At 37.8% G+C, this 21570-nt stretch carries 21 protein-coding genes, 3 tRNA genes and 1 pseudogene; 12 read left to right on the top strand and 13 right to left on the bottom strand.

Translation table 11 applies throughout. The annotated features are described in order from the left end of the window. Positions 1 to 13: 13 nt before the first annotated feature. From MSBRM_RS03915 to MSBRM_RS03905, 3 genes are all read right to left on the bottom strand, one after another. Positions 14 to 487 carry an FKBP-type peptidyl-prolyl cis-trans isomerase gene (locus tag MSBRM_RS03915; protein ID WP_230629264.1) on the bottom strand — a complete coding sequence of 158 codons (474 nt, stop codon included), beginning with the start codon at positions 485 to 487 and terminating at the stop codon, positions 14 to 16. A 121-nt stretch (positions 488 to 608) separates the two neighbouring features. Continuing rightward, the gene (locus tag MSBRM_RS03910) at positions 609 to 1178 is read right to left on the bottom strand and encodes an FKBP-type peptidyl-prolyl cis-trans isomerase (RefSeq protein WP_048119699.1); all 570 of its coding nucleotides are present in this window, start codon (positions 1176 to 1178) and stop codon (positions 609 to 611) included. A 5-nt stretch (positions 1179 to 1183) separates the two neighbouring features. Beyond that, the gene (locus MSBRM_RS03905) at positions 1184 to 1666 is read right to left on the bottom strand and encodes an FKBP-type peptidyl-prolyl cis-trans isomerase (protein WP_048119701.1); all 483 of its coding nucleotides are present in this window, start codon (positions 1664 to 1666) and stop codon (positions 1184 to 1186) included. A 413-nt stretch (positions 1667 to 2079) separates the two neighbouring features. Here MSBRM_RS03905 and MSBRM_RS03900 point away from each other — a divergent pair, with 413 nt between their 5' ends. The 4 genes and pseudogenes from MSBRM_RS03900 to MSBRM_RS21060 all read left to right on the top strand — a co-directional run bounded on the left by MSBRM_RS03900 (position 2080) and on the right by MSBRM_RS21060 (position 4379). Next, positions 2080 to 2652: a hypothetical protein gene (locus MSBRM_RS03900; protein ID WP_048154615.1), complete on the top strand. Its 573-nt coding sequence runs from the start codon at positions 2080 to 2082 to the stop codon at positions 2650 to 2652. A gap of 879 nt (positions 2653 to 3531) precedes the next feature. Continuing rightward, the gene (locus MSBRM_RS21065) at positions 3532 to 3873 is read left to right on the top strand and encodes an MEDS domain-containing protein (RefSeq protein WP_048119705.1); all 342 of its coding nucleotides are present in this window, start codon (positions 3532 to 3534) and stop codon (positions 3871 to 3873) included. Further along, a pseudogene (locus MSBRM_RS21855) lies at positions 3852 to 3911 on the top strand (hypothetical protein); the annotation flags it as partial. The gene MSBRM_RS21065 and the pseudogene MSBRM_RS21855, both read left to right, overlap by 22 nt. A gap of 66 nt (positions 3912 to 3977) precedes the next feature. Then, complete coding sequence (locus tag MSBRM_RS21060) at positions 3978 to 4379, top strand: PAS domain-containing protein (RefSeq protein WP_230629397.1); 402 nt, start codon at positions 3978 to 3980, stop codon at positions 4377 to 4379. A 460-nt stretch (positions 4380 to 4839) separates the two neighbouring features. Here MSBRM_RS21060 and MSBRM_RS03885 read toward each other — a convergent pair whose 3' ends face one another. From MSBRM_RS03885 to MSBRM_RS03870, 5 genes are all read right to left on the bottom strand, one after another. Continuing rightward, positions 4840 to 5838: a YVTN family beta-propeller repeat protein gene (locus tag MSBRM_RS03885; RefSeq protein ID WP_048123168.1), complete on the bottom strand. Its 999-nt coding sequence runs from the start codon at positions 5836 to 5838 to the stop codon at positions 4840 to 4842. A gap of 298 nt (positions 5839 to 6136) precedes the next feature. Next, positions 6137 to 7246: a transposase gene (locus MSBRM_RS03880; RefSeq protein ID WP_048154610.1), complete on the bottom strand. Its 1110-nt coding sequence runs from the start codon at positions 7244 to 7246 to the stop codon at positions 6137 to 6139. 804 nt (positions 7247 to 8050) lie between these two features. After that, a complete protein-coding gene (locus MSBRM_RS20010; protein WP_155396489.1) occupies positions 8051 to 8200 on the bottom strand; it encodes a hypothetical protein in 150 nt (49 codons plus the stop codon). An 82-nt stretch (positions 8201 to 8282) separates the two neighbouring features. After that, the gene (locus MSBRM_RS03875; RefSeq protein ID WP_230669031.1) at positions 8283 to 8903 is read right to left on the bottom strand and encodes a nucleoside deaminase; all 621 of its coding nucleotides are present in this window, start codon (positions 8901 to 8903) and stop codon (positions 8283 to 8285) included. Between the two features lie 302 nt (positions 8904 to 9205). Beyond that, positions 9206 to 9277, bottom strand: a tRNA-Ala gene (locus MSBRM_RS03870). Positions 9278 to 9500: 223 nt separating this feature from the next. Between MSBRM_RS03870 and MSBRM_RS03865 the strand changes: the two genes are divergently transcribed. Beyond that, positions 9501 to 9577 (top strand) — tRNA-Ile (locus MSBRM_RS03865). A 61-nt stretch (positions 9578 to 9638) separates the two neighbouring features. Next, positions 9639 to 9715: transfer RNA gene (locus tag MSBRM_RS03860), tRNA-Ile, on the top strand. Positions 9716 to 10129: 414 nt separating this feature from the next. Here the strand turns inward: MSBRM_RS03860 and MSBRM_RS03855 are convergent. After that, positions 10130 to 10543 (bottom strand): transcriptional regulator, encoded by a 414-nt coding sequence (locus tag MSBRM_RS03855; RefSeq protein WP_141706498.1) that lies wholly within the window; start codon positions 10541 to 10543, stop codon positions 10130 to 10132. Positions 10544 to 11748: 1205 nt separating this feature from the next. After that, positions 11749 to 12150, bottom strand: a complete 402-nt coding sequence (locus MSBRM_RS03850) for a transcriptional regulator (protein WP_048119709.1) — start codon at positions 12148 to 12150, stop codon at positions 11749 to 11751. Between the two features lie 571 nt (positions 12151 to 12721). Between MSBRM_RS03850 and hdrA the strand changes: the two genes are divergently transcribed. Genes hdrA through hdrB form a run of 3 tightly spaced genes read left to right on the top strand, consistent with a single transcriptional unit; the run spans position 12722 to position 16735 of the window. After that, complete coding sequence (gene hdrA / locus MSBRM_RS03845; RefSeq protein ID WP_052712681.1) at positions 12722 to 15130, top strand: ferredoxin:CoB-CoM heterodisulfide reductase subunit HdrA; 2409 nt, start codon at positions 12722 to 12724, stop codon at positions 15128 to 15130. Further along, positions 15127 to 15837: a ferredoxin:CoB-CoM heterodisulfide reductase subunit HdrC gene (hdrC, locus tag MSBRM_RS03840; RefSeq protein ID WP_048154605.1), complete on the top strand. Its 711-nt coding sequence runs from the start codon at positions 15127 to 15129 to the stop codon at positions 15835 to 15837. The genes hdrA and hdrC overlap by 4 nt, the downstream gene beginning before the upstream one ends. Then, positions 15791 to 16735, top strand: a complete 945-nt coding sequence (hdrB, locus tag MSBRM_RS03835; RefSeq protein ID WP_048119712.1) for a ferredoxin:CoB-CoM heterodisulfide reductase subunit HdrB — start codon at positions 15791 to 15793, stop codon at positions 16733 to 16735. The genes hdrC and hdrB overlap by 47 nt, the downstream gene beginning before the upstream one ends. Positions 16736 to 16846: 111 nt before the next feature. Here the strand turns inward: hdrB and MSBRM_RS18680 are convergent, their stop codons facing one another. Beyond that, positions 16847 to 17470 carry a DUF4352 domain-containing protein gene (locus tag MSBRM_RS18680; protein WP_052712680.1) on the bottom strand — a complete coding sequence of 208 codons (624 nt, stop codon included), beginning with the start codon at positions 17468 to 17470 and terminating at the stop codon, positions 16847 to 16849. 615 nt (positions 17471 to 18085) lie between these two features. Then, a complete protein-coding gene (locus MSBRM_RS03825; RefSeq protein WP_048119714.1) occupies positions 18086 to 18496 on the bottom strand; it encodes a pyridoxamine 5'-phosphate oxidase family protein in 411 nt (136 codons plus the stop codon). 419 nt (positions 18497 to 18915) lie between these two features. On the opposite strand from MSBRM_RS03825, the gene MSBRM_RS21620 reads away from it, so the two are divergent. After that, positions 18916 to 19041: a hypothetical protein gene (locus MSBRM_RS21620; RefSeq protein WP_268989046.1), complete on the top strand. Its 126-nt coding sequence runs from the start codon at positions 18916 to 18918 to the stop codon at positions 19039 to 19041. 140 nt (positions 19042 to 19181) lie between these two features. Here the strand turns inward: MSBRM_RS21620 and MSBRM_RS03820 are convergent, their stop codons facing one another. Further along, positions 19182 to 19601 (bottom strand): pyridoxamine 5'-phosphate oxidase family protein, encoded by a 420-nt coding sequence (locus tag MSBRM_RS03820; protein ID WP_011306942.1) that lies wholly within the window; start codon positions 19599 to 19601, stop codon positions 19182 to 19184. A 274-nt stretch (positions 19602 to 19875) separates the two neighbouring features. Between MSBRM_RS03820 and MSBRM_RS03815 the strand changes: the two genes are divergently transcribed. Together MSBRM_RS03815 and MSBRM_RS03810 are read left to right on the top strand one after the other, a co-directional pair. After that, complete coding sequence (locus tag MSBRM_RS03815; protein WP_048154602.1) at positions 19876 to 20706, top strand: metal-dependent hydrolase; 831 nt, start codon at positions 19876 to 19878, stop codon at positions 20704 to 20706. A gap of 90 nt (positions 20707 to 20796) precedes the next feature. Further along, entirely contained in the window at positions 20797 to 21288 is a 492-nt protein-coding gene (locus tag MSBRM_RS03810; protein ID WP_048154600.1) for a nitroreductase family protein, read from the top strand. The last annotated feature ends 282 nt before the right edge of the window (positions 21289 to 21570 follow it).

Genomic DNA, 21570 nt, shown 5'->3' with positions numbered 1-21570 from the left:
TTTGAGCCCGGAATCAACTTATGATCGAGACCAGTTTTATTTCAAGGATGAGAGTTTTGCCTGCAAGTTCATGGTTAAAATCCAGGGTAGCAGAAGTTTCTGTGGAGTTGAGCACTTTAACCTCACTCCCAGCGGGTGTTATGATTTTCGTTCCTGGCTCAGGAGGACTCTGAAGTCCAAGCTTTTCGAGAGGGATCTCCTGAACAAGGTAATTCTTATATTCTCCGTAGGCTTCTTCAGGTGGGATTGTGAGGGTTTTTTCTTCACCCTCTTTCATTCCAAGCACTCCCCTATCGATACCTTTTATTACCTGGAATGAATCCGTTCTGAAAAAAAAAGGCCTGTAACCCTTTTCTTCATCATAAATCCCTGCTTCAAGAGCTTTTTCCTTCAAAGTGGTATCAAAGATCGTTCCGTCTTCAAACTTACAAGTAAAATCAATAAGAAGGTAATCTCCTTTTTTCACAGTACGAGAATTTTCCATCATCCCTTTCTCCTGTGTATTATTCTTTCGGTATCTACGTCATTCAACATCTCCCCAGATACTGAAAGGACAAACATTTTAAAGAAATATAGTAACTTTAAATTTGCTCTTCAGTAACTTAAACTTATTCTATTGAGATGAGTTTTATATCAAAAATCAGGGTTTTGCCTGCAAGCTCGTGATTGGCATCAAGAGTGAGATGCGTGTCGTTTACAGCTGTTACTTTGTACTGGTTCCCGTACATATCTCTCAAGGTTTGCCCCACTTCAGGAATTTGGGATTTGTTTGTTAGATTTAATTCTTCAATCGGAACAGTCAGGACTCTTGCTTCCTCATGTTCTCCATAAGCTTTATCTGGAGGGATCGTCAGGGTCTTTTCTTCCCCTACTTTCATTCCGATTACACCCTCGTCAAAACCCGAGATTACCTGTCCCGAACCAACGACAAAGCTAAGAGGGGCATACTCCTTTCCTTCGACGTATATGCCGACCTGCTTTGCAACGTCTTCTCTTGAGGTATCAAAAACCGTGCCGTCTTCAAGCTTCCCGGTGTAGTCGACCTTGACCGAATCTCCGGACTTTACTGCTCTGCTGTCTCCTCCCTCACTCCTTTTATCCGTGCATCCGCTGCCAAAAATCGAGCTTACCAGGAGCAGTATAGCTATGAAAAAAACTGCTTTTTTCCTGGTCTTCATCTCTTTCACTCCTCCACAGAAACGATTGTTACTGAGAAAATCAGGGTCTTGCCTGCAAGCTCATGGTTGAAGTCTACAACAAAGTTATTTTCGTTTATATTTGTGATAGTGCCTGTCAGACCGTTGTCCGTAGCCAGCTTCATTCCAACCTCCGGAGTAAAATTAACAGTATTATTCGGGATCTCTCTTGCGAACTCTTCCCTGTACTCTCCATATGCTTCATCAGGCGGGATTGTAATGGTTTTTTCTTCCCCCACTTGCATTCCGACAACGCCCTCATCAAATCCTTTTATCATCTGGCCTGCGCCGACGGTAAATGTAAGGGGTTCATAATTTCTCATTTGATTGTATTTCCCTGCCTCGATAGCAACTTCCTTTAAGGAAGTATCAAAAATCGTACCATCTTCAAGTTTTCCTACATAATTAACTGAGATTGTATCCCCATTCTCAATTCTTCTACTGGTGTCTTTTGTTATATCCTCGGCCATAAAAATCAATAAAACAAACGAGAACATGCTAGATAAACGTGATGATAAAATAGAAGTCAAAAACCGATTAAATAGAAATTTCAGAATCCGGAATTACAGGAATTCCTGTAACCTTCATTTTCAAGTTTTAATTTGAGATTTGGTTCCGTTCAATTCTTTTTGATATTCAAGATATGAGTAAACAGCCGTGAACCCCACAATAAAGAGTGCAGGCTCAAGAATTAAAAATGAATTCAAACCCAGAAAAAACTCCAAGCATAGCAACTATTCCTGCGACCCTCATTATCTTGATATTTTATAGCAAATAAGTCTAAATTTTTACCAAAATTAACTTTTAGTATCTAATATCGAAGGTTTAAAATATGCTTTCTGTATATAACAGTGTAATAAAAATTATTATGTCGTGAATAGTTATGGTAACAAGTCAGGAAAGACAGAAGGCAAATCTGGCCAAAATGAAAAGAATAATGGAAGTAATTGAAAGTAAGACAGATGATTCCGATCTGATTGCCGAATTGCAAGAATATTTAAGAAAACCGTACTCACTGTCTCTTAAATGGCATATGATTGTATTTAAAAGTGAAGTTGATAGGAGTTTATGGTATCTGGAAGATATAAGAAAAGAAGAAATTGAAATGGAAAAAATGAAGCGAAGGAAGGGAAAAGATCCAAAAGAAGAATTAAACCAGGTTAAATGTAAATTTTCCGAGGCAGTTAGTGAATTTAAACTCGATCACCAGATGGTATACGATCCAAAAACGAATAAGTATAAGTTGTCAAAATCTGGGATTTCCAGAACAACAAGAGAAAACATCTTTGCAATTCCAAAATCTATGATTGGGGACGATAAACTCCAGTGGAGTGAGGCAGTTAAACAAAAATGGGGAGAAGATACTATCGGACGAGCAGAATTACTGGAAAAAGGCCAGTATGACCAAAAGAGTATGAGAGTTACCTGCGATCACGAAGACAATTCTATCTGTTAATTAACTGGTCTTTTAATTATCAATTTTTAAAGTATCAATCTTTAAAGTATCAATCCTTTAATTATCAACCTTTTAATTGTCAATCATTCAATTAATCAATCTTTTAATTATCAACCTTTTAATTGTCAATCATTCAATTAATCAATCTTTTAATTATCAATCCTTCAATTATCAATCTTTTAATTATCAATCTTTCAATTATCAATCTTTCAATTATCAATCTTTCAATTATCAATCTTTCAATTACCCAATCATTTACTTTTGCAAAAATTAGCTAACAGTTTTTTCATTATTCTCGGTATATAAATATAAACTTGATAACAAAAGTTTATGAACTTGACAACAAAAGTAGACTTATATAAATCCAATGAAAAATGTAGCCATTTCTCAGTTTTGTGGCTGTGTCTCATTTGAAATTTGGAGATTATTCCTTCTTGACAATAGAATCAATAAGCTTAATATACTTGCCACATCTACTTTTATTTTCATTTAATTATTAATTCATTTTATCTCTTGTGGTTAAAAAGCATTTGAATAAGAATCCATTAGTTCCAAAATAACAAGTTCCAATAGTCAGGAAAAAAGGTCGTAAGACAAATGGAAATCTCCTTCAATTAGCCAATAGTAAGCTTTCGAGAAGAACTGTGCACTATTGAGTTTCTTGAGACCTTTAAAAAGCGCGATCAGATATAAATGGAAATCGTAAGATAAAAATGAAATCAAATACCCAGGTACAAAGAAATTTTTATCCTGGTATTCTCAAAACCCGGAGACAATACCCATGAGAAAAAACACTCGAGATTCTGGGATTGATACTGTTGGCGAAGTACCCCCTGGGGAACACACTTCTGCCAGTTCTATCAGACAAAAGAAGACTTGATGGATATACTTGTCCCTTATTTTAAAGCCGGGCTGGAAAATAACGAGCTATGCATATGGATTACCTCACAGCCTCTGGAAGTGGAAGAGGCAAAAACATCCATGAAAAGAAATGTTCCTGATTTTGATGTTTATCTGGAGAAAGGACAAATAGAAATCATCCCTTACACCAGTGGGTATTTAAAGGAGGGTATTTTCGATCCAGACAGAGTCGTAAATAGCTGGGTGAAAAAAATTAACCAGGCTCTGGCAAGGGGCTATGATGGACTGAGAGCTCCAGGGGACAATCGCGGGCTGGGAAAAAAGGCTGGAATGGATTTATTGATTATGAGAATAAAGTAGATGTTATTATCGATAAACACAATGCGATAGCCCTATGCCCATGTTATCTCGATATGTGCAGTACGGCCGAGATTATTGATGTAGTATCCAGCCATCAATTTGCTTTGATCAAAAAGGACGGAAAATGGGAGCAGATAGAAAATTCCGGAAGGAGAAGAGCAGAAAAAGAAGCTATTCAGGCTACAAAAAATTGGGAATATACCTTTGATGCTGTGCCAGACCTGGTAGCCATAATCGACGATAAACATAGAGTTGTTCGTGCAAACAAAGCCATTGCGGCAAGATTGTGGATGACATCTGAAAATACTCTTTTAAATCAAGGAGAGATCGAGATAAATACTTTATTATTTTACAATTTATGTTTATTTTTAAATAAGGTATCTGATATCGTTTTCATCCATACAAAATTCGAGGTTAATAGTAAGGAAAAATCAACGTTTAATTTACCAATTAAAGCATTTAATTTCTTAAAACAGCAAATAGATTCTTTAATGAATGTACCTTAACGGGAGAAGGGTTGAAACTATATTTAATTAGGAAAATAAGGTTTAATATCCCTTAAAAAACTAATCATTTTTCAAGGAGTCTAAAATCACTAGATTTTGTAATTGGCCACAGTCCTTGTGATATAACTCAGAAATTGAAGTTTTAAGATGTCGAATATTGATTTTGATGAATACTGGATTCTTGTTAATTCAGATTTTCAATAAAGAAATACAAAAATCACTAGGTTTTGAAACAGAGTCTACATATCATCAATTAGAGCCTACATATCTTCAATTAAATAGTTAAAGAGGAGTTCTTTAACTCCTCGAATTTTAACCACTTTTAAGCCTGTTGTGTGCTCACTCCTAATAATCTTTGCTTACTCAGTTTTTAGCATTAATTACAATGTTTGCCAAATCAATCAACGACTCTCCTCCATCTGATGAAAGTTTTCCATTCTTAATGTGAGCTTCTATCTGATTAAATAGGAACTATAAACAGCCCAATGGAAACAGGATAGTTTCCTACAGGCACAGTGGCTGTAACCGTGTTTGTTGCAGTGTCAATTACAGAGACAGTTCCATTGTAGTCGGAGTTCGCCACATATACCTTTGTTCCGTCAGGAGTTACTGCAACCCCATGAGGAATACTCCCTACATTTACTGTGGCTGCAACGGAATTGGTTGATGCGTCAATTACAGAAACGTTGTTGCTGCCAGCGTTGGCCACATATACCTTGTTTCCATCCGGAGACACTGCAACTCCAACAGGATAATCTCCAACATTTACCGTTGATATAACAGTTTTAGTTTCAGTGTCAATTACAGAAACACTGTTGCTGCCAGTGTTAGTAGTATACACCATTTGTCCATCCGTGGAAGCTGCAACTCCAACAGGAATATAGCCCACAGGCACGGTGGCTGTAACAGTGTTAGTTGCAGTGTCAATTACAGAAACATTGTTGCTGAATGCGTTTGCAACATACACCTCTGTTCCATCTGGGATGACTGAAACTCCTAGAGGCCATTTACCTACATCCACCGTTGATGTAACCATATTAGTTGCAGTGTCAATTATAGAAACGTTGTCATTGCCTCCGTTCGTCACATATGCCTTTGTTCCATCCGGAATGACTGAAACTCCTAAAGGCCATTTACCTACATTCACAGTTGATATAACAGTGTTAGTTGCATTATCAATTACATCAACATTGTTGCTGAATGCGTTCGCAATATATGCCTTTGTTCCATCCGGAGAGACTAAAACGCCAACCGGGTAGTTTCCTACAGGCACAGTGGCTGTAACTGTGTTTGTGGCTGTGTCAATTACAGAGATATTGTTGCTGCCGGAGTTCGCAATATATGCATATGGTACTGCGCCTGCTATACTCACAATCATTAAAAGAGCCAGCACTGCAATTCCTAAAACTTTTATGAAGGCATGTTTGCTGTTTGTGTTATCATATGTTATTTTTTTCATTTTAATCCCCCAAATACCATTGTTGATGAGAAAAGAGTTTACAGTAGCTGTCTTTTCATTTTGAGCAACTACTTACAAATTCCCCAGCTTGAACAAAAAGAGTATATAAATACAAGAATATAAAAGATTACATATATTAAAAAATAGTGATGCTTCGTATCAGTAAGGCACTGAGAGAAATCTGTTTTCTTCAAGATTAGCAGGGCATGTATTAGCAGGGTATGTAATAGTAAAAGGTTTCTATTGAGAATCTCAAATTAGCTTTTAAAATCTCAAATCTAATTTGATACTCACTTTTTTAAAAGTATCCCCCAAACGAATTCTTATTCTCAACTTTATTTTGCATTTCTGTCAACACCAGTAGTTGATATGCTATGAAACTCAATAGAGAGTAGAGTTTTCTACTCTGATTTCTCACTCTTCTGATATCGAACTTTACTGTACCTTTAATATGTCCATGTATCTTTTCACATTCAGCTCTCTTTTTATACTGATCATCAAAAGTCTCATCTCTGATATTTTGGTTTCTTAGGTACATTCCTACCTGTTCTTTCCTTCCAATTTCATATAGAAATCTGAGTTTGTTTTCCATTGGTGCATGAATATCTCCACCGAGTTTCCACTTTTTATTCACCCAGTGATCGATTCGTTCCTCTTCACCTTCTTGATTGATTACTGCATTTGAAGCGTAGGAAATAATCGGTTTTGCGTTCAGATTATACCAAATATCAGAATGATTGAGGAATGAATCATAACCTCCGTCAGCAGAATAAAATTCCAGATTAGCGTTCATGTTCTTTAGAGCCTCAATATGGTCGATAAGTTCTGGAGAGTCACCAGAAAGTCCTTTTGTATGAGTCATGAAAATTGGATAAGTTCCAACCATTGTAATATGTGCCTTATCCATTTTGCATTCATAATGAGGATTATAATCAGCATGTTTGTCGTATCTTGAAGCTTCAAGTGGAGTGGAATCAATTTTTGCTTCCTTTTCCTGAGAAAGTTTGAGAATTTTCTCACCTATAAGCATCATTATCTCATTGACTCCTTTTTCTCCAAGTCTATACTTCATAAAATGATGAAGGGTTCCACCTGAAGGAAGTTTAATCTGGCCATTTTCATCATAAAAAGAAAGCAGGATAGCTTCTTCTTCTGTTAAGGAAGAAATGGTTTTATCATATGAGAGTTGCCTGAAACACTTCACAACAAACAGTTTTATCATAGAAGAAACACTGTACTTAAAGTGCCAACTTTTGTTGGTGTAAAAAGTACGTTCGACGTGCTTTGCAATATCGTCAATGCAAAGAAAGTACAGGAATTGGCAAATTGAAGTACTTTCTCTGCTCAAATAATTATCGAAGGAGTCCTCGAAGAGGACTCCTTTGTATAACATACTGTTTTTTGACATGAGAAAGGCATAGAAGGTATTGTTTTAAGTTGCCACTACCAAACAGAGACAAGTGCTATCAGAGTTAGTGGAAAAAAGAATAAGTTTTTAAGTCAAAATTCTAATTTGAGAGCCTCCTATTCCTTCGAAATCAGGAATTATCAAGGTTGGAAAAAATACGCTCGAACCCACGTACAATGACCAAAGCTATCACATACCATTAAGTGATTGTTAAGGTATATTCTGAAAAATCAAATTACGGGCGGCTACACCACCATAAACAGGCTGTCTGACAATTACAGATAGTAATAAAAAAGTGCTAAAAAGGAAGCAAATAAAGCATTTAAATCAAAAAAGGAATTTAAGAAGGAATTCTTTTATTACCGAAAGTAATTGTCGGACAGCCTTTAAAGAATGGAGTATTCATGATCCTCTGCGCTCCCGTTGTAATAAACATCAAATAGGTAACTGTAGGTGACCAATTTTTGGATGAGCACGTTAACCATGGAAACTGAGTAAATAAAATTATATTTCATCGTTACTTTTTTATATAGTAATGTACATAATATTAATTGGTTCATGAGGGAGCAATCTGTAAATTGGAGTAAATTCAGGACAGCTTGAAATTTGATCCCGTAATAGACTTCATTGCGCGTATCTGTAAAATGAAGCAAATTCAGGACAGCTTCAAAACTGATCCCGTAATAGACTTCATTAACGCGTATCCGTAAAATGAAGAAAATTCAGGACAACTTCAAAACTGATCCCGTAATAGACTTCATTTGTGCAGGTCAAACCTTGTGAACCACCTTACAACCAACTTTTTTACCCAACATTCAAGCCCAAGATACTTTTCTCATCTTTTACTGTTTCTCCCTCTGCCATTTCCACTTTATTCTTTTCTTCCGTCTTTGCCGGGCTGTAATCGCTAAAACCTTTAGAGCATATAGTCGGATCTAAAACTGCTGTCTCCAAGGGCAAATATCGAGCCATTTAAAGACGGTTCAAGACATGAAAAAATATTGGTATTGACCAGGATTATTTGGACTGTTTGACTTTATAAAGTCGATTGAGTGGCTTTGCAAACGGCAGCCAGGCCTTTCCAATCTTCCATGTCAAGCTCCGGTTTTTCAGCCCGATATTTTGCATACAATGCTATTCCCCACGGAGTCTTCAAGGATATAGACTTTGACACCCTTCTCGCAAAGCATCTGTTCATTACCCAAGGCACTTCATTACCCAAGGCACTTGTAACATCACCGACGACCACACGGTCGAATTGGCGCATATATATTAACGTGGCACAAACGTCACAGGGACTAAGCATTGTGAAAATCGTGGTATTACTGAAGTCCTGTCGTCCTGCATCGCGTATTGCTGACGTTTCACCGTGGTTGTAAGGGTCACCATCCTGCACAAGCGTATCGTGTCCTTTCCCAACAATCCGACGCGTATTGTTATCGATGATAACGCCACCGATGAGGCATCCACCTTCGTCATAGCTTTTTTGCGTAAGTAAAACTGCTATACGCATAATATTTTGGTCTCTCAGTTTAACAAAAAATTTATCTTCAACTATCGCAGGAAGACTTTTTGTGGGCAAATGAGCGATGACATTAAGCACTTCTTCCGTAACAGGCGTGTCCTGTGTAATGAAGTGTTTCATAAACTCTTTCAAATCACTTAGTATAACAGAATTTCAGATATATTGGAAGCAATTTAACATCTTCTTTAGACAAAACCTTTGTTTTCAGCGCCAGGTCAAGATTCAGAAATCAAGATTCATAAAATATGTTTAGTTAGGCTCGTATATAACTAACAGTATATTATTTTGAAGCTTTAAAGCTAACATTGCTCATTCCCAAGTTGTAGGAATGATTTGAATTTTGAGATAAACTCAAAGGTGCTTTAAAATCAGCCTTTATACAACAAGATATAGTATAAAAAAGAGTATTAATCAGAACTATTAAAGTTTTTAAGTGGACCGGTCGGGAATTGAACCCGAGGCCTCTACCATGCCAAGGTAGCGATCTTCCCCTGATCTACCGGCCCATTTCAGGCTTTGCTTCATCAGCATCCCTCATACACTCAATATCTTATATAAAGCTGTCGCTATATAGGCTCGACGTCTTGCAAATAAATTATTGAAGCTTAGAAATTAAAGAGCTTCAAGCAAAAGTTATAAGTAGTAAATTGAGTATTAGAAGTGTTGTCGGATTGGGAAGCTTTCCTGAAAAGCCTTTCTACTTCGGTGATTTTAAAAAACCTGATATTTGGGCCCGTAGCTTAGCCTGGTGGAGCGCACGGCTGATAACCGTGAGGTCCTGCGTTCGAATCGCAGCGGGCCCACCACAATATGATAATCCTTTCTCAGGAGAATTTTCAGGTATTATAATTTTATTTACTTTCGATCGGGCCCGTAGCTTAGCTTGGTGGAGCGCACGGCTGATAACCGTGAGGTCCTGCGTTCGAATCGCAGCGGGCCCACCAAATATTTTTTTGGACATTATTCTATTTTGAACTTTTGTTGAGACTTTTGGAGCTTTTCATTATATTTTTGGAGTTTTTCATCATATTTTTGGAGCTTTTCATCATATTTTTGGAGCTTTCCCGCTTTAGAAGAATAAACTCGAAAGAAACAATTTCAGAAAAACCAATAAACTTAGAAAGACGATAAACTTAACAAAACTAAACTTAGAAAACTGATAAACTTAGAATAAGAGTGAACTCCGAAAAAACATAAACTGAGAAAAAACAATCTCCTAAAAAGTAAATTAAAGATATTACATAAAACAGGAGATTTTATAAATGCCCTTTAAATGAATATCTTTATTGAGTGTTCATGTAATGAAAAAATTAATCGTCAGGGAAAATTTAGATTGGGGCAAATCCCCATGAATAGTTTCAGGCAATGTGCTTCAGGCGTTCAATATTTTTGAACACGATTTTGCTTTCGGCTACAATATCTTCTTCGATCTTGCTAACAATATAGTCCATTGGGACTGTAAGCCTGTATAACTTTACCGGTCTGCCTTTACCCTTTGATTTCTTTTCTTCCCGGATGTCAATCCAGTTATTTTCGCGGAGATACCGCATTGCAACACTGACTTCAGGTTGTCTCAAGCCTGATACCATTTCAATGTTCTGGGACGAGATCTCATTTCCTTTTGCAAGGCATGCAAGCGTAAAAGCAATTGGTCTACTAACGTTAATTCTTCTAAATAGTTCTATCATTTCATGTTCGTCTGGTCCCATAGCTACCGGGATCTCTTTTTTTGTGTTAGATATATCCATAACTGGACCACTTTTATCTACCATTTAATCACCCAAAGAACTATTATATAGTAGATTAATATAAATATTTGCTTATGTTTTTTTTAATATATATTAATTGATAATAATTAATAGAGTGTTTGAAACGTTCACTCATATAAAAAGTGACCAGATGATAGTGTTTTTCGTTTTCGACACCGATTACTAATTCTTGTCTTTTTATTCATAGAACTTTAAAGTTATCTAAAAACTTTAAAAGTATCTAAAAATTTAGGAGTCTGGTTCTCTTCCATCTCAATCAGGATTCTCTTATAAAATATGGTATTTTTTAATTCTGACTTTCTTTTATGACCAAACGTTGGTATCCTCTAAAATTCAATGGAGAATATTCCAACTTGAGAAATACACAACAATTTTACCATATAGTTGTAAAGTTGAATGCATCACTTAAAGTTGTTTTACTTGAAGTTGTTTTTTGTGCATTGTTAAATTTTTAAATTTTTAGAAATACATGAAATTTACTTTTCCCCATACAATTTGAAGAGAATACAAACTTTGTTACAAACTTAGTATTAATTTTGACTTTTTAAAAACCCAGGTTTTGCTTCAAACTCAACTTTTGTTGAACTCAAGTTTTTTAAATTTATAAAAGTGTAAAAAGAATTTGTAGGACATTTTTATACTAAAAATTGCTAAAGCTTACTAGATGCCCTCTTTACCTCTATTGAGATGTTTCTTCCTCGTATCCATTATATACTATATTTTCTAAAATTTATACAGTTGAACTGAGAAAATCAATAATCTGGACCTATAACTTTATAAATTACAAGTTTAACTGGAGAGTCTATTTGCTTAATTTTGTACTTCAAGCGCGAAATCCTGATTTAATATCCGAAAAATTGCTGTTCCTTTGTCGTTTTTGAAGTTTAGATTCAAGTGGAAAACCAGATATCAAAAGAACCGAAAAGAGACTGACTGAGAAAAGGCATTGCAAAAATGGAAAAAGAAGATCATAAGAAGAAAAAATGGTATTACAAGTATTGAGAAAAGATAAACTAATTACGAAAAAGAGCTAAACTTTCCTCAACTATCCTACCTTTATAATGCACTTAACAGATAAGAAATAGAATCCGGGTTATAACAGATAAGAAGTAGAATCCGGGTTATAAAACCCAGACGTTAGAATTAAGAATTAAGTTTTCTGAGAATTTATGAAAAAAGTTTGTGATATTTCTGCTCTAAAATTGATTTCAGGAAAGGCTCTTGAGGCGTTCTATATTCTGAAGCACGGCCTTACTTTCAGCCATTACGTCTTCTTCTATTGAATTGATAATCGTTTCCATCCGAACCGTCAGTTTATACAATTTAACCGGTCTGCCTTTGCCCTGATTCTTCTTTTCTTCCCGCATATCTACCCAGTCATTTTCACGGAGATAGCGCATTGCGATACTAACTTCTGGCTGTCTCAAGCCTGATACCATTTCGATGCGTTGGGAAGAAATTTCCTCTCCTTTAGAAAGGCATGCAAGGGTGAGAGCAACTGGTCTATTAATATTAAGCCTTCTTAAAAGCTCCACCATCTCGTATTCAATCTCTCCCATCTTAAATTCGTTGTCCTTTGATGTAAACCCATTATCTGCCACAACTATCATCTACCAATTATACCGAAAGAGCAGAATGTGACTGCTTCCGATATTATTTTCCCATCCAGTATTTCAGATCAATAGAAACATATTATTTTAGATTTGTTATATTTTCAGCATATTTTATTGCTTTTATTAAATATATTTCTATTTATATGAGTTTCTGATCTGTGGGAGTATCTCACAAAATCTGTTTTTCTCTGTTGATTTAAATAATAATACTTTCTCCATATATATAATTATGCGCCTATAAAAACTTTTAGACAATTTTACATATTATTTTTTTGGAGGCAGAAGGCTCAGAATTTATAGACTGAAGAACAATCTATACTCCCAGAGTTCTGCAAGCCTCCCTTTACAGCCTCCCTGTATATATAGAATAAACGCATTTTGATTGTAATTCCATTTGCTAAGGAAATTGAATTATAGTATGAACAAAGCAAAAGAAAATTCAAAGTTCACTTTTTTAATTAAAAATTATCCGTATTTTGCAATAATTACAGGTGCTCTGTCCTAATTGGGTTAGTTATGTAAGTATTCCGGCAAGTCTTAAATATGAATCCCTGAAAGATTTAATATAATGAACGCTGCCCTGGACAAAACCGCTGTATTTATCTGCCATTGCAGTGGGAACATTTCCGAACGTATTGATATTAATACACTTAAGAAAACCCTTAAGGCAGAAGGGATCCCGGTCTTCGATTATGAGTATCTCTGTTCAAGAGAAGGACAGACCCTTATTAAAAATAAAATTTCTGAAGGGAACCTCGACCGGATAGTAATAGGTTCGTGCACGCCTTCCAAACACGGCACTCTTTTTAAAAAGTGTATCCAGGAAGCAGGCTTGAACCGGGCAATGCTTGAAATAGCAAATCTCAGGGAACACTGTGCCTGGGTGCATCCGGACAAAGCCGGAGCGACTGAGAAAGCCCTCTCACTTCTTCAGGGAAAACTCAACCGCCTGAAAAATGATGAACCCCTTGAAGAAATAAAAGTAAATATCGTTCCGCAGGCCCTCGTTATTGGCGGAGGAATTGCAGGAATAACTGCGGCAATTAACCTTGCAGACAACGGAATTTCCACCTACCTGGTCGAGAAAGACACCAGTATCGGTGGGAATATGGCAAAAATAGGCAAAGTTTTTTCTCCTGACAAACTTGCGGAAGAGTGCGCTATGTGCTCGCTAAGCCCGCTGATGAATGAAGTAATAGCTAACCCGAAAATAACCCTTCTAACCTGGACTGAGGTAGAAAGCTTAAGCGGAAGTGCTGGCAACTTCACAGTAAAGCTAAGGAAAAAACCGAGATACGTACACGATAACTGTACAGGCTGTGGCCGATGCAGCCGCGTCTGCCCTGTCCTGGTTGAAAATGAGTTCAACTGTGGGTACATGGACAAAAAGGCAATCTCCCTGCGTTTCTCCCAGTCCGTCCCGAAAATTTACTGCATAGATCCTGACTACTGCCTGCAGTTCAAGGGCGAAACATGCGGAAAATGCGCAGAGGCCTGTAAATCCGGAGCTATTGACTTCTCACAGAAGGAAGAGATTATAGAGCTCAATGTAGGTGCAGTTATTGTTGCTACCGGGTTTGAGGAGTATAACGCATCCCAGAAACCCCAGTACGGGTATGGAATTTTCAAAAACGTTATGACCCAGATGGAACTTGCCAGAATGCTCGGGATCAATGGCCCTACAAAAGGAACACTGGTCAGGCCTTCGGACTTCAGCCTGAACCCTGATGCTGTCAGCTCAACAGGCACCTGTGGTAGTAAAAGTTCCTTAGAAAATTCCTCTGAGAATAGTCCAGGAATCCCTAAAAGGATAGTTATGATCCAGTGTGTGGGCTCAAGGGACGAAAAAGAAAGTGGAAACCGCTATTGTTCCAGGTACTGCTGCATGGCAGCTTTAAAGCACTCGAACTTGATAATGAAAAAATATCCGGGTACTGAGGTCACGATCTGTTATGTCGATTTGCGAGCTCTTGGTTTTTACGAAAACTACTATCGGGCAGTCCAGGATATGGGAGTTAGATTTGTAAGGGGAAGACCTGCCGAAATTATCGAGAAGCCGGATAAAAGCCTTCTTGTCAGACTCGAAGATACCCTTAACCAGAAAATAACAGAACTGCCTGCTGATCTCGTTGTACTCTCTGCGGCTATGGTCCCTTCAAAGGGAACCCGAAAAATTGCCAGCATACTGAATATTAGCCAGAATGAAAGCGGTTTTATCAAAGAAAGGCACTCGAAATTGAGGCCTGTAGACAGCTCACTGGACGGGATCTTTGTCTGTGGCACTGCCCAGAGCCCTAAGGATGTTACGGATACTATTTCCCAGGCAGGACTTGCAGCTGTAAGAGCAAGGGCCTTTATTGCCGACAGCCCCAAAGCCCTTGTAAACGAAATTCCGATTATCAATCAGCTTCTCTGTAATCAGTGTAAGGAATGTCTCAAGTGCCCGTTCGAGGCTTTTTCTTTGAATGAGAATGGAAAGATTATCGTAGACCCGCTTGTCTGTACTGGGTGCGGATACTGTACTGAACTCTGTCAGAATGGAGCTATTCAGATTGAAGGCTTTACAAAAAGCCAGCTAAAAGCCGAAGTTGAAGGGGTAGTCGAAGAAGGAGATCTGATTGGCTTTGTAAACAGCGGGATCGCGTCCTTAACCTGTGATAATATAGGAAATAGTGCACTGACCTATCCGTCAAATGTCAAGTTAATCAAAGTGCCCACAAACCTCGTGGTTGATAAATACCTGTTACTTTATGCCTTCAAACGCGGAGCATCGGCTGTCCTTTTCGTGGAGGACCCTCCAGATAGCCCAAAAGCTGAGATTATATATCCTTTAACTGTCAGCCATTTTGAGAAACTGAAGAAAGAACTTGGAGATTCAGGAAACCGGCTCTATTTCAAAAAAGCTTATGTTCCAAACACAAGAGGGCTTGCAAGCACTTTTACCAACCTTGCCCAGGAAGGAGAGATGATCAAATGATTTCACATGTAAACGAATACGATACCCCGGAATGTAAAACCCTTGCAGAAACCGCAAAGAAAAGCATCCGGACACCTGCCTCTCTGGGGCTTGACCGTTGCATTCAGTGCGGAGCCTGCACGGCCTCCTGTCCTGCAGCCCGCTTTACAGACTACAGCCCGCGCCAGATTGTAAAAAAAGTACTGGAAAACGACCGTAGTGTACTTGAGTCCGAAATGATCTGGTCCTGTTTCTACTGTTATTCCTGTAACCTGCGTTGTCCCAGAAATAATAGCCCTGTAACAATTGTACAGGTGCTCAGGCAGATGGCCATCAACGAGGGTATAGGAGTTGAAAAGCTTGCCTACTTCCTTGAGATCGGAGAATATCTTGCAGAAAACGGAGCTAGCAAGATACCGGGTCCTGGAGCTAAGAATATGGAGAGAGACCTCGGGGAACGCTGGATCAGTTTTAAAAAGAACCTTGAGTCAATTCGTGATGAACTGGGGCTGAGTTCAAAGGATATCAGGAACACACATGGGGAAGTTCAGACCATTCTTGAAGCCACAGGCTATTTTGAAAGGGAAAAATGGATCAAGGCAAAAATACAGGAAAAACTTTTGCATCAACTCCTGGAGAACCAGTACATCAAGAGAGAAAATAGAAGCGGAGATTTCGGCTTTGAAAACGATAGAAGATATCCCGGACAGCCAGCTTTTATTATTTAAGAGCTGCATGGTCGAGCAGGAGTACCCAGGGGTGGAAACCTCCACTTGTTATGTCTTTGACAGGCTTGGAATAGACTACTGTATAAACAATGAGCAGTCCTGCTGCACAGGAATAGGCCATTATACTGATATATTTGAAGGACTGACAACAGCAGCCATTGCAGCCCGAAACTTTGCAGTTGCAAGAAGATGTGGGTATCCCAATATAACCTGCCTCTGTTCAACCTGTTATGCCGTAAATAAGGAAGCCTGTGAAACCCTGAATACCAACACCGAGGTCCGGGAAAAAGTGAACTCTATCTTCCGGGAAAAGGGCCTTGAAAACCTTGTTTACGAAAAAGACGACATGAACCCGAGGACAAACATCTACCATGCAGTAGAGATTCTTTTAAGCAAGGTCGATAAAATCCAGGAGCAGAAAAAATTCGATTTATCAGGAATCAAAACTGCAGCCCATCATGCTTGCCATTACTATAAAGTTCAGTATCTCGATGTCCTCGGAAACCCTGAAAACCCCCAGTTGATAGATAACATAGCCGCAGCCTGCGGAGCCGAGCCTGTACGCTGGTACGAAGACCGGACTCTTACCTGCGGGATGGGCTTTTCCCAGCTTCACCTTAACAAAAACACCTCGCTTCAGGTGACAAAGGCAAAACTCGACAGCCTTCAAAGAGCAGGTGTGGAGCTTATGCTTCATATGTGCCCGAATTGCCAGATCCAGTACGACCGCTACCAGCCTGTTATCGAAAAAGAGTTTGGCGTAAAATATGACATGGTGCACATGAACATTGCCCAGTTCGTAGCCCTTTCAATGGGTGCTGACCCTTACAAGGTGTGCGGCTTTCAGACTCACTCTGTGCCTCTTGAAGGGTTTCTGGAAAAGAATGGGATAATCTAAAAATCTGAGATAATCCCATTCTAAAATTTGAGTCGGTATTCTTCTTTATTTAGATTGACTTTTTAATTTTTCATTTTTGATAGAAGAAAAATTGCCATAACGGCAAAATCATTATTGAATTATTCCAAGTGAAATATAAGCAGTATTTTCGTCAAACATGTTTGGTTGGAAGCTGAGAATCGCTTCTTTGCCAGTTGGAACTGTATATGCAATCCATCCTTCTTTTGTTGCCCCTGGCATAACATCACCGCTATCAAACTTAATGTAATCATTTGGTAATACTACCCAACTCTCTGTACATTCGACACCATCGCAAAAAACCTTAAACTCGGTACTACCAAGATTTTCCGGCCCCTCTCCTTTAGTATAAGTCACTTTCGTTTTCACTAACAGATATTCATACCCAGAGGCAGGATTCTCATTGAACTCATTTTCGTTCTTTACAATGTAGTTTGCCTTCTCTCCTCTTTGGACCTCGGTAACCGAAACTTCATAAGATTGCCCGGTAGCTTCAATAACTACAGTTTCTCCTGTTGTCGCGGGGTTGTTGAAACTTCCCTTCACTGATGCTGTCTGCTCTGACTGAGTAACCTGATCTTGTGAAGCATTGTCTTCTATGTTTTCATCAGTTTTAACATCCTGCACTCCATTACCGGCTGTATCGGATGCACAGCCAGCGGCCACCACAGTAGCCAGTGAAATTATCAAAATTGAAAAAATTGTTATTTTCTTCATAGGTATACCTCATAAAAAAATATTAATATATTATATTTCAACTTATCCATTTTGTTGTACAATTATTTCAGTCGAATACCCCGCTAGCTTTCTGCGGGGATGGAAAACTTCCCCGGTAACCGTTGATGATAAATAATTTCTCAATTTCATCTTTGGTTATTAACTTCTGCTCAAACTAAATTGTTTAGGGTTATTATTTCCTTTAATGGAATTTGGAGCAGTGGTGCGAACATACCCCATTGCTTGTAGCAGGGTGCGCCAGCGTAACTTTGATTATTTTTTTGAATTTTTGTAGATAAACTTGATTAAACTATTTAACCTACTTTCGGCATATCGACATAAAAATCCATTCAATTTTTCTATTGATATCGTTTTTTTCAGAACTTTTAAAATTCAATTTAAATCAAAAATTATTAACGGTTACCCATAACATAAATAATATATATTTATAATAAAAGAGAGAAATGACAAATTGAATTAGATATGCAGTCTGCATGATACTGATTTAGAACTGAACCTACAAAAAATAATAATTAAAAATATTTAAATGTTGGGGTGTGCTTGCTGCCGAATGTAAATTTTATTATTTATTCTGATTTCCACAACTTTGAATACTCAGATCGATTTCTCCCAGCCCTGTCCCATATCAACGAGAGGTCTCAGCTCAATGATCTCGAAGGTAACCGTTGCATACATCATCTGCGCAACCTCCTCCCCGGCCATTTTTGCGATATGGCTTTTAATCGTATCAAGCATTTCCCCCGATGTTGCAGATTCCTTCATCTTCATATAAACCCTGATACCTTTCCATTCCGTATCTTGTTCCATTATCATGTATATCGCGTAAGGGTTTTCCTGAAGGTTTGAAAACGTACGGTTCTTACCTGTTGCAATTACAACGGTCTTTTCATCGATCATATTGGGTGAGCCGAAAATAGCCGAATCTACCATTCCATCTTTACTCGCTGTGCTGAGAACTCCAATTCTCGGTTGCTTGTTAAAGTAGTCTATCAATTTTGACGTCATATCTAAACCTCCTCTAATAGCCCGTTTTAGCACTCTTTCCTTTAAGAGTTGAGTTTGCGAAGCTGCTTGGTCACAAAATATTGTCATGAAAAATATAATTAATCAGCAGACTGTAACAATAATCATCTTAATTATGTTTAAAACTTTTTATTTTGCCAATCTGTACTCCAGGAAGAACTTAGATAATCTATAAATGAGAATATGACTAAAATCCATGAATAATAAGCCAAAAGCATTCAATAAAAACAAATTTATAAAATATAAAAGAAAAGAATATAATATAGATTTCTTTTATGTTGATTGTGGTTCCAGTTGTTAAAGCAAATGTTACTCAGGAGTAAAGAATGAAAGGCATTGAATACAAAACGAGTCCTTCTACCTGACATGAGTATTTTCAATTGTTCTCAAGCACATGATGGATGCCGGTTCCTGATCATCATAAACTGGGGTATCAGGAGTTCAGGCGGGAACCGCTGGGCAGCAAAGTTGAACTTGTATATGTCGAAAAGATAGTGATTGGAAAAAAAGAAAAATATCGGATATAAAAATTCTTGATTATTAATAGCCATTCGAACCGTAGTAGTGGCATAATATATCTATTTACAGCCTGTGTATCACCACAACTTTGACTTTGATTTCATATTTGACTTTGATTTTCTATTTTGGTTTCCATGACTTTGATAACTCAGATTGATTTCTCCCAGCCCTGTCCCATATCAACGAGAGGCCTCAGCTCAATAATCTCGAAGGTGGCAGTTGCGTATATCATCTTTGCCGCTTCCTCGCCGGCCATTTTTGCTATCTGGCTTTTGATCATATCAAGCATCTCCCCCGACGTTGCAGATTCCTTCAATTTCAGATAAACCCTGATCCCTTTCCATGCCATAATATCTGCTCCCGGTTCCATTATCAGGAACATTGCATAAGGATTTTCCTGAAGGTTTGAAAACGTGCGGTTCTTACCAGTTGCAACTACAACGGTCTTTTCATCGATCATCTGAGGTGAGCCGAAAACAGCCGAATCTACCTTTCCGTCTTTACTTGCTGTGCTGAGAACCCCAATTCTCGGTTGCTTGTTAAAGTAGTCCATCAATTTTGACGTCATATTAAATCCCCTATAATAAACTTATTTTCTCGCCCTTCTCCTGAAAAATTGAATTAGAAAGCAGCTTTATCCTGAAATATTCCAGGAAAAGAACTTTATTAGATATGCAAGCTGCGATAAATATGAGTCGTAAATATGCTTAAAACTTCGCCTGAAGAATGAGAATTCCATTCTGAATTCACTGGGGGATTTTTCTATCTCTGAATATTCATTTGAGATTTTTTGAATATTATATAAAATAAATTAATATAGATTCAGACCTGTATTTTTTTATATGTTGGGGAAAGATCACGTTTCTATAACACTTGGAACAGTATTTCCATTTACGATTCCCCTGATATTTTCAGAGAATTCTCACCCTGTATACGCCTTCTGTTTACTTGCGTCTACTGTCATAGGCTCGCTGATACCTGATGCAGACAGTGACGAAAAGCCCAAGTTACACTATGATTTCAAAATAATTTATGATATTATGGTTCCTCTTCATAAGCTGATAGTTTTTTCTTTCAGTTTCTTTAACTTAAAAGAAAAGATGAATCTTCAATACGTTGTAGAGGAACAGCATAGAGGCATAATGCATTCGCCGATAGGAGTATTCATAAGCTCCTTTGTACTCACTTTGTTGACAGCAATAATAGGCTGTTTTATTTTCCATGGAATAAATGCTACTCTTATAGGTTTCTTATTTTTAGGTTTGATATCTGGTCAATTTTTACATTTACTCGAAGATTCCTGTACGATTTCAGGGATCAATTGGTTATTTCCATTTGGGACCTGTGAGTTAAAAGGTAGTATTTACACAGGTAACAAAATAGAAGGAAAGAAGGATATCAGGCTTTTTTTGTACAGAGTTTCCCTATTGTTTGCCTCTGCAATACTGTTGATCCTTTATTCACTGGAAGCTATAGATGTAAACGGATCGGGTATTTATCTCCTTATTTTTGCAGTTGTTGCTTTGATATGGGGTTTGATATTTCTTACCGCAAAGACCGATAACGATAATCTATGGATACAGGATGCTAAAAAGGTACGGGAATTAGAGAGAGCAGTAGATAGAGTTGGGAAGCAAGATGATGTAAGAAAAAGAAGAAATATTGGGAAGTAACTATTTAGATAGTCTTTACAAGGCTACCTAAATAGTTACAGTGATATTATAGAAATAACCAATTACCTTCTAACCGCAGGTGAAACTAACATGGGTGTATTTGACATAATCAAGGATAGGAGAAGCATAAGGACTTACAAAGACGAGCGAATACCGAAGGATAAGCTTGAGAAACTGCTTGAGGCTGCAAGGCTTGCGCCATCGGCTGCAAACAGGCAGAACTGGAAATTTATTGTTGTCGAAAATGAGGAAGTAAAAAAACAGCTTGTTGCTGCTTGCAATAATCAGCCATTCGTGGGTACCGCCTCAAGCATCATTGCAGGCATTGGAGATCCCTCCCAAAAATGGCACCAGGTCGACCTTGCCATCGCCCTTGAACACATTGTCCTGGAGGCTGTCGAGCTAGGACTGGGCACCTGCTGGATTGGCGCTTTCGACGAAGACGAAGTCAAAAAACTACTCAAGATTCCTCAGGACAAAAAAGTTGTAGCTTTACTGACCGTGGGAATCCCAGCCGAATCGCCCGCTGCCAGGCCAAGGAAATCTCTTGAAGAAATAGTAGCTTATGACGAGTATAAATAAAGGCTTATACCTTTTTTCTCTTTTCTGGTTTTTATTAAATTTTAAAAGAAGAATGGAATTTTGGCTTTAGAGCAATTGTAAATAATTTTTAATTTAATGAAAATTATTTCTACTACCTTTTCATTTACTTTAATATATGAATTGCCAACTCCTTCTAAAACAGATCTGAATTGGTACACTTATTCCTTGTATTGTAGAAAACTGACGTTGTTTGCTTATATGCTAATTGCGTTTATCGAAGCGGTAAATAATCAACTTCAAGGAGTTCTCGTAACAATTATT

Source organism: Methanosarcina barkeri MS, assembly GCF_000970025.1.
In the GTDB taxonomy this organism is placed as follows: Archaea; Halobacteriota; Methanosarcinia; order Methanosarcinales; family Methanosarcinaceae; genus Methanosarcina; species Methanosarcina barkeri.
This window is presented reverse-complemented; position numbering and strand designations above follow the sequence as displayed.